This window comes from Streptomyces sp. NPDC054847, assembly GCF_053610925.1.
The window spans coordinates 1-6361 of sequence record NZ_JBSGZJ010000409.1; the positions used below are offsets into that span (position 1 = coordinate 1).

Below are 6361 nucleotides of genomic sequence, written 5' to 3' on the forward strand. Positions count from 1 at the left end.
GGGCGGGCCCGTCGCGTAGAACGGAGGCCGGTGAGGGGCACGGCCGGTGTGCCCCGGCGCGGGCGGGCCGGAAGTGGTCTCCGGCCGGGGCGTGCGGTGCTCGCCGTAGCCGACGTGATCCGTGGGAGGGCCGGAGGCGGTCCACGGCGAGGGCTTCCGTGCTCGCCGTGGCCGACAAGGTCCGGTGGCCGGCCTCGCTCAGGAGGGGTGGACGGCCACCTTCTCCAGCGCCTCCAGCAGTCCGGGCAGCTCCGGGCCGCGGCCCACCGGCACGACCTCGCCCGGCTCCTCGTCCAGCAGCAGGAAGGCGATGTCGTCGGTCTTGGCGACCATCGACCAGCCGGGGCCGTCGGCGCGCAGCATCCGGGCACCGCCAGGGGCGAACGAGGAGCGCACCCGGCCGGGCGGCGGCGCGGACTCCACATAGGCCCTGGCCTGCTCCAGGACGCGGCGCACCTGCTCGCGCGGCCGGCGGCTCCCGCTCTCCGGAGCGTCCGCGGACGTCCCCGCGTCGGCGTCGTCGATCTGTCCCCGCCACTGCGCCCACCGCAGCGCCACCTCGTCGGCGCCCAGTCGGCGCTGGGCGGGACCCCAGGCGTCCATGTCCGGCGGGGCGAGCGGCGGCCGGTCACCCTCCTCGGGGGCGGGGTCGTGCGGCGCCGGCACCCCCGGCGCGGCGACGGCGACGGCCAGAGGCCAGCCCGGCAGTGCCGCGACCACGCTGTGCTCGTCGGGCGACAGGTCGTACTCCATACCGCAGTCCCACGAGGCGATGGCGACGGCCACGAGAGACACGTCGTCGACCACGACCGTCCAGCGCGCGCCGCCGGCGTCCTGCCCGAGGACCAGCCCGTACCCCTCCGCGTACGGCTCCAGGCCGAGGGCCTGGCAGGCGGCCGGGTAGTCGTCGCCGAGCACGCTCGGGAACTGCGCCGGCGTGAGCAGCACCGCGGTCAGTACAAACAGCGAGTCGTCGTCGACGGTGTCTTCCGCCCCGGCCACGGCCACCTCCCCATCCCATCGTTTCGTCGGCGCACCTTAACCAGTGGGTAACCCGCGCGTCGAGTGTCGGCGGCCGCTAATTCGATCCGGCGGGCTGGGCTCCGGGGAGACCGAGAAGCCCGCGCGCGACCACCTCGACCGGCTCGTTCCGCTCGCGGGCGAGAGCGACCACGGCGCGGCAGGCGAGCTGGTTCACCCCGAAGACGAGAGCGTCCGGGGCGACCCAGCCGGCCGCCTCGTCCAGGCGGTCGTCGTCGTCCTCTATGGACGCCGTCACATAGGCCGCTGCGGCCTCGAACAGATTGTGCTGTCGCGCGGACGGCCCGGGGGCCTTCGCCCGGGACGGACGGGAGGCGAGGAAACTACGGAGCCGAGCGAGCACGGTGACCACCTTCTCCGGGGCGGCGGGACACCGCCGGTCAGTTCAAGTGTTCCACCGCCGCAGCCCGTTCGAACGGCGACAGACCGTTTACGGCCGCGCGTGCCCGACCGGTCCCGGACGCCGGTGGTGCGCAGCCGGTCAGCTGCCCGGCAAGCTCTCCTGACGGACCGCCAGCGCGAGGAAGCGGTCGTCCTCGTCGACGTAGGACGTCATCCGCCAGCCCGAACCGGCCAGCAGCGGGCGCAGGTTGGGCTCGGCCCGCAGATCGTCGTCGGTGATCACGCGGCCCTGGCGTGCGGCCAGCGCGGCCCGGCCGACGGGGTGGAACAGGGCCAGCCGGCCGCCCGGCCGCACGACCCGGGCCAGTTCGCGCAGGTTCTCGGCGGGGTCCGGCAGGTGAGAGATCAGCCCCGCCCCGAAGACCACGTCGAGCGAGCAGTCGGTCAGCGGCAGCCGGGCCACGTCGCCGAGCAGCAGCCGGCCGCTCCGGTCACGTCCGGCGATCCGGGCCCGGTTCAGCATCTCCGGGGTCAGGTCGATGCCGAGGACCACGCCGTTGGGACCCACGGCGGCCCGCAGGGGTTCAAGGGCACGCCCCGTGCCGCAGCCCGCGTCGAGCACCGCGTCCCCGGGGCGCAGCCCCGTCTCGGCGACGGCGGCGGCATACGCGGGGCCGTCGTCGGGGAAGCGGCTGTCCCAGTCCGCGGCCCGGGCGCCGAAGAACTCCTGGACCCGGCTGTGGTCATGCGCTGTGTGGTCGACGGCCATGGACCCCATGATCCGCCATACCGGGCGGGTACGTCACGGCGGTGGCGCCGCCGGTTTCCGCCCGGCTGTGTCCGCCCGGTCCGGCCGTGGACCGGCGGCGCCCGCGGGATCCGCGACGCGCGGGAGCCGCCGCCCGGCACATGACCGCACTGTGCACACGTTCGAGCGCGGCACGATCGTTCAGAAACATCTACCTGTCATATTCCAGCAGCTTTCGAACTGCGCCCCCGGCGCGCGCCCCCCTCGGGGCTAGCGTCCCTGGGCCATGGGACACCTGGACCACGCGGCCTTCGGCCTGCTCACACCTGTGCTGTCGTACCTGATGGCTGTCATCGGCGCCGCCCTCGGGCTGCGCTGTACCGTGCGTGCCCTCTCCGCCACCGGCCGATCCCGGCGCAACTGGCTCATCACCGCCGCGTCCGCCATCGGCACCGGCATCTGGACGATGCACTTCGTCGCCATGCTCGGCTTCGCCGTGCGCGGCACCGACATCCGTTACAACGTGCCGCTGACCATCCTCAGCCTCGTCGTCGCCGTGCTCGTCGTCGGCGCCGGGGTGTTCTGCGTCGGCTACGGCCGCAACCGGACCGCGGCCCTGCTGATCGGCGGGCTCGCCACGGGGCTCGGCGTCGCCAGCATGCACTACCTGGGCATGGCGGCCCTGCGGCTGCACGGCACCGTGCACTACGACCCGCTCCTCGTCGCCCTGTCCGTCGCCATCGCCGTGATCGCCGCGACCGCGGCGCTCTGGGCGGCACTGAACATCAGGTCGGCGATCGCGGTGGCCTTCGCGTCGCTCGTCATGGGAGCGGCCGTCAGCAGCATGCACTACACGGGCATGCTCGCCGTCGGCGTGGACGTCGCCCCGGCCGAGGGGAGCCTGCCGGGAGCCACGGCGATGCAGTTCATCTTCCCCCTCGCCGTCGGTCTCGGCTCGTACCTCTTCGTCACCTCCGCCTTCGTCGCGCTCTCCCCGACCGCCGGCGAACACGCCGCCTACACCTCCGCCCAGCAGGCCGAGCCGATCGCCCACACCGCGACCGGCACGTCCACCGATCCGAGCACGCCCACCGCACGCACCACGCCCACCACGCCCACCACGCCCACCGCCACCGCCTAGCCGGTCCGGGCGGCGCTGCCGCGCCCAGCACGTATCCCGAACGAGGAGCCCATGCGCACATCCCGTACGACCCCGGACGGCGAGTCGCCGGTCCCGCACCCGCCACCGCACGGGCCGGCGGTCCGCGGGCGGCGGGCCCATGCCGGGCCGCCCGCGGTCGAGCACACCGGACAGGAACCACGCCCCCAGCAGCCCCCGTGGCCCGTCTCCCGCCGGACTCTGTTCCAGCGGCCCAGGACGGTCCGCGCCAAAGTCATCTCGCTGCTCATGGTGCCCGTCCTCTCGCTGCTGGCCCTGTGGGGCTTCGCCACGGTCACCACCGCACAGGACATGGCCCGACTGAGCCAGGCCCAGCGCATCGAGGACGAGGTGAGCGCACCCGTCGCCCTGGCCGTGGCCGCCCTCCAGGCCGAACGGCGCGCCGCCCTGCAACTGTTGAGCGGCCCTTCGAAGGAGCGGGCGTCCGCGCTCGGGCTCGAGGCCCGCCGTACCGACGACGCGGTGCGCCGCCTGCGGCTCGACGACGCGCACACCGTCGCCGACGGCGGTGACACACCGCAGCCCGTCGCCCGGCGCCTCGGCCGCTTCGTCTCGCTGGCCGGAGAACTGGACACCCTGCGCACCGCCGTCCTCGAAGGCAGGACCACCTGGGACAAGGCCTACAGGGCCTACACCGACACCGTCGGCGCCGCGTTCGACGTGGCCGGAGCCGTCGCGGGCATCCAGGACCACGGGCCCGGCGCCGACGCGCGCGTACTCCTCGAGTTCGCGCGGGCGGGCGAGATGCTGGCGCGCGAGGACGCCCTCGTCACCTCCGCGCACATCGGCGGAACCTTCGACGAGGACCGGCTGCGGACGTTCACCGGCACCGTCGCCGCGCGCACCGCTCTCGTCGAGGGCGCCGCCGCCGACCTGCGCGGCCCCGAACGTGCGGCCTGGCGTGAACTCACCGCACAGCCCGCGCACCGGGCACTGCGCACGGCCGAGGACCGGCTGTCGGCCGCGACCGCGGGACGCAACGCCGCCACGGCCGTCGCCGCAGGCGACTGGGACCGTGCGTACACCGCCGTCGGCGACGGTATGCGCGACATCGCCGCACAGGCGCGCCGCGGTGCGGCCGAGCGCTCCGACCCGCTGGGCGGAGGCGTCTTCACCGTCGCGGGCGCGGCGGTCCTCCTGGGACTGGTCGCCGTCGCCGCGTCGCTCGTCATCTCCGTCCGGATCGGGCGCGCCCTCGTCGTCGAACTGACCGTCCTGCGCAACAGCGCCCTGGAGATAGCACGCCGCAAACTGCCCCACGCCATGCGCCGGCTGCGCACCGGCCAGCAGATAGACATCCGGGCGGAGGCCCCGCCCGGCGCGCCGGCGGAGGACGAGATCGGACAGGTCTCGGAAGCGCTCGGCACCGTCCACCGGGCGGCCCTGAGCGCCGCCGTGGAGCGCGCCGAACTGGCCGACGGCATCTCCGGCGTCTTCGTCAACCTCGCCCGTCGCAGCCAGACTCTGGTCCACCGCCAGCTCACCCTGCTGGACGCCATGGAACGGCGCGCGGACGACCCGGGCGAACTGGGCGACCTCTTCCGGCTCGACCACCTCACCACCCGGATGCGCCGCCACGCGGAGAGCCTGATCATCCTGTCCGGCGCCGCCCCGGGGCGGGCCTGGAGCAGGCCGGTCCCCCTGACCGCCGTCGTGCGGGCGGCGGTGTCGGAGATCGAGGACTACGCGCGCGTCGAGGTGCGCCGGCTGCCGGAGACGTCCGTCACGGGCGCGGCCGTCGCCGACATCACGCATCTGATGGCGGAACTGGTCGAGAACGCTGCCCAGTTCTCCCCTCCGCACACCAAGGTGCGGGTCACCGGCGAGCCCGTGGGCAACGGCTATGTCCTCGAGATCGAGGACCGCGGGCTCGGCATGGGAAAGGACGTGCTGGCGGAGGCCAACCGCAGACTCGAGGAGTCGGAGGCCCTCGACCTCTTCGACAGCGACCGGCTCGGCCTGTTCGTCGTCAGCCGCCTCGCCGCCCGCCACAGCATCAAGGTCCATCTCCGGGCATCGCCCTACGGCGGCACCACCGCGGTTGTCCTGCTGCCCACCGATCTGCTGCAGCACGCCCTGCCGGGGGCCGACGGTGAGCGCGGCACCGCCCGCGCGGAGGCGGAGCCGTCGCGCGGCGCCCCGCACCCCGGCCTTTCCACGTCGGCCTCGACCGCGCCCACCTCATCGGCGCCTGCCGCCTCGGCTCCCGCGCCCACCCCGCCCCGGACCGCACCCACCGCACCGGTCACCGCTCGGGCCCACCGTCCCGCGATCGGGGCGCCGCCCGGACAAGGGGCCCCGCCGGGACAAGGGGCCCCGCCGGGACAAGGGGCGCCGCCCACCCTGAGGGCACTGCGACTGCGGGACACCCCCACCGGGACCGGCGACGGCGAACTCCCGCGCCGGGTGCGGCAGTCGCACCTCGTGCCGCAGCTGCGCGAGGCGCCACGACCCGAGGAGCGCCGCGGTCCGGCGGCGGCCGACGACGCCGCCGAGGAGCGCACCCCCGAACTGGTCCGCGACCGGATGACCGCGTACCGCAACGGCTGGACCAGAGGCGGCGGCAGCGCACCCGGCCCGGCCGGCCCAGGCACCGAAGGAGACCACGCATGACCGAGCACGAGACAGCCGCGGCCCACTACCGGTTCGGCGACCTCGACTGGCTGCTGGAGGATCTCGTACAGCGCGCCGGGCAGGTGCGGCACGCCGTCGTGCTGTCCAACGACGGCCTGCCGGTGGGCGCGTCCCACGCGCTGAGCCGCGAGGACGCGGAACACCTGGCCGCCGTCGCCTCCGGTTTCCACAGCCTCGCCAAGGGCGCCGGGCGGCACTTCCACGCCGGAGGAGTACGGCAGACGATGGTCGAGATGGACGACGGCTTCCTCTTCGTGGCCGCCGCCGGCGACGGCTCCTGCCTCGCCGTTCTCACCTCCGCCACGGCCGACATCGGCCTGGTCGCCTACGAGATGGCCCGCCTCGTCAAACGCGTCGGCGAACACCTGCGCACGCCGCCGCGCGTCGAAGCGACATGAGCGGCTCGGGCAGCGGAC

Annotated in this window: 6 protein-coding genes; 3 read left to right on the forward strand and 3 right to left on the reverse strand. The window is 74.7% G+C overall.

From position 1 onward, the window contains the following. Positions 1-198 precede the first annotated feature (198 nt). The 3 genes from ACWGH4_RS28640 to ACWGH4_RS28650 all read right to left on the reverse strand — a co-directional run bounded on the left by ACWGH4_RS28640 (position 199) and on the right by ACWGH4_RS28650 (position 2152). Entirely contained in the window at positions 199-1002 is an 804-nt protein-coding gene (locus ACWGH4_RS28640) for a hypothetical protein (protein ID WP_453466028.1), read from the reverse strand. Between the two features lie 76 nt (positions 1003-1078). Continuing rightward, complete coding sequence (locus tag ACWGH4_RS28645; RefSeq protein ID WP_441262455.1) at positions 1079-1393, reverse strand: hypothetical protein; 315 nt, start codon at positions 1391-1393, stop codon at positions 1079-1081. Between the two features lie 129 nt (positions 1394-1522). Further along, positions 1523-2152: a class I SAM-dependent methyltransferase gene (locus tag ACWGH4_RS28650; protein ID WP_453466030.1), complete on the reverse strand. Its 630-nt coding sequence runs from the start codon at positions 2150-2152 to the stop codon at positions 1523-1525. A gap of 265 nt (positions 2153-2417) precedes the next feature. Between ACWGH4_RS28650 and ACWGH4_RS28655 the strand changes: the two genes are divergently transcribed. The 3 genes from ACWGH4_RS28655 to ACWGH4_RS28665 are packed head-to-tail and all read left to right on the forward strand — an operon-like array spanning position 2418 to position 6343. Continuing rightward, positions 2418-3272: an MHYT domain-containing protein gene (locus ACWGH4_RS28655; protein WP_453466032.1), complete on the forward strand. Its 855-nt coding sequence runs from the start codon at positions 2418-2420 to the stop codon at positions 3270-3272. A gap of 51 nt (positions 3273-3323) precedes the next feature. Further along, positions 3324-5924, forward strand: a complete 2601-nt coding sequence (locus ACWGH4_RS28660) for a sensor histidine kinase (RefSeq protein ID WP_453466034.1) — start codon at positions 3324-3326, stop codon at positions 5922-5924. Continuing rightward, entirely contained in the window at positions 5921-6343 is a 423-nt protein-coding gene (locus ACWGH4_RS28665; RefSeq protein ID WP_441262459.1) for a roadblock/LC7 domain-containing protein, read from the forward strand. The genes ACWGH4_RS28660 and ACWGH4_RS28665 overlap by 4 nt, the downstream gene beginning before the upstream one ends. The last annotated feature ends 18 nt before the right edge of the window (positions 6344-6361 follow it).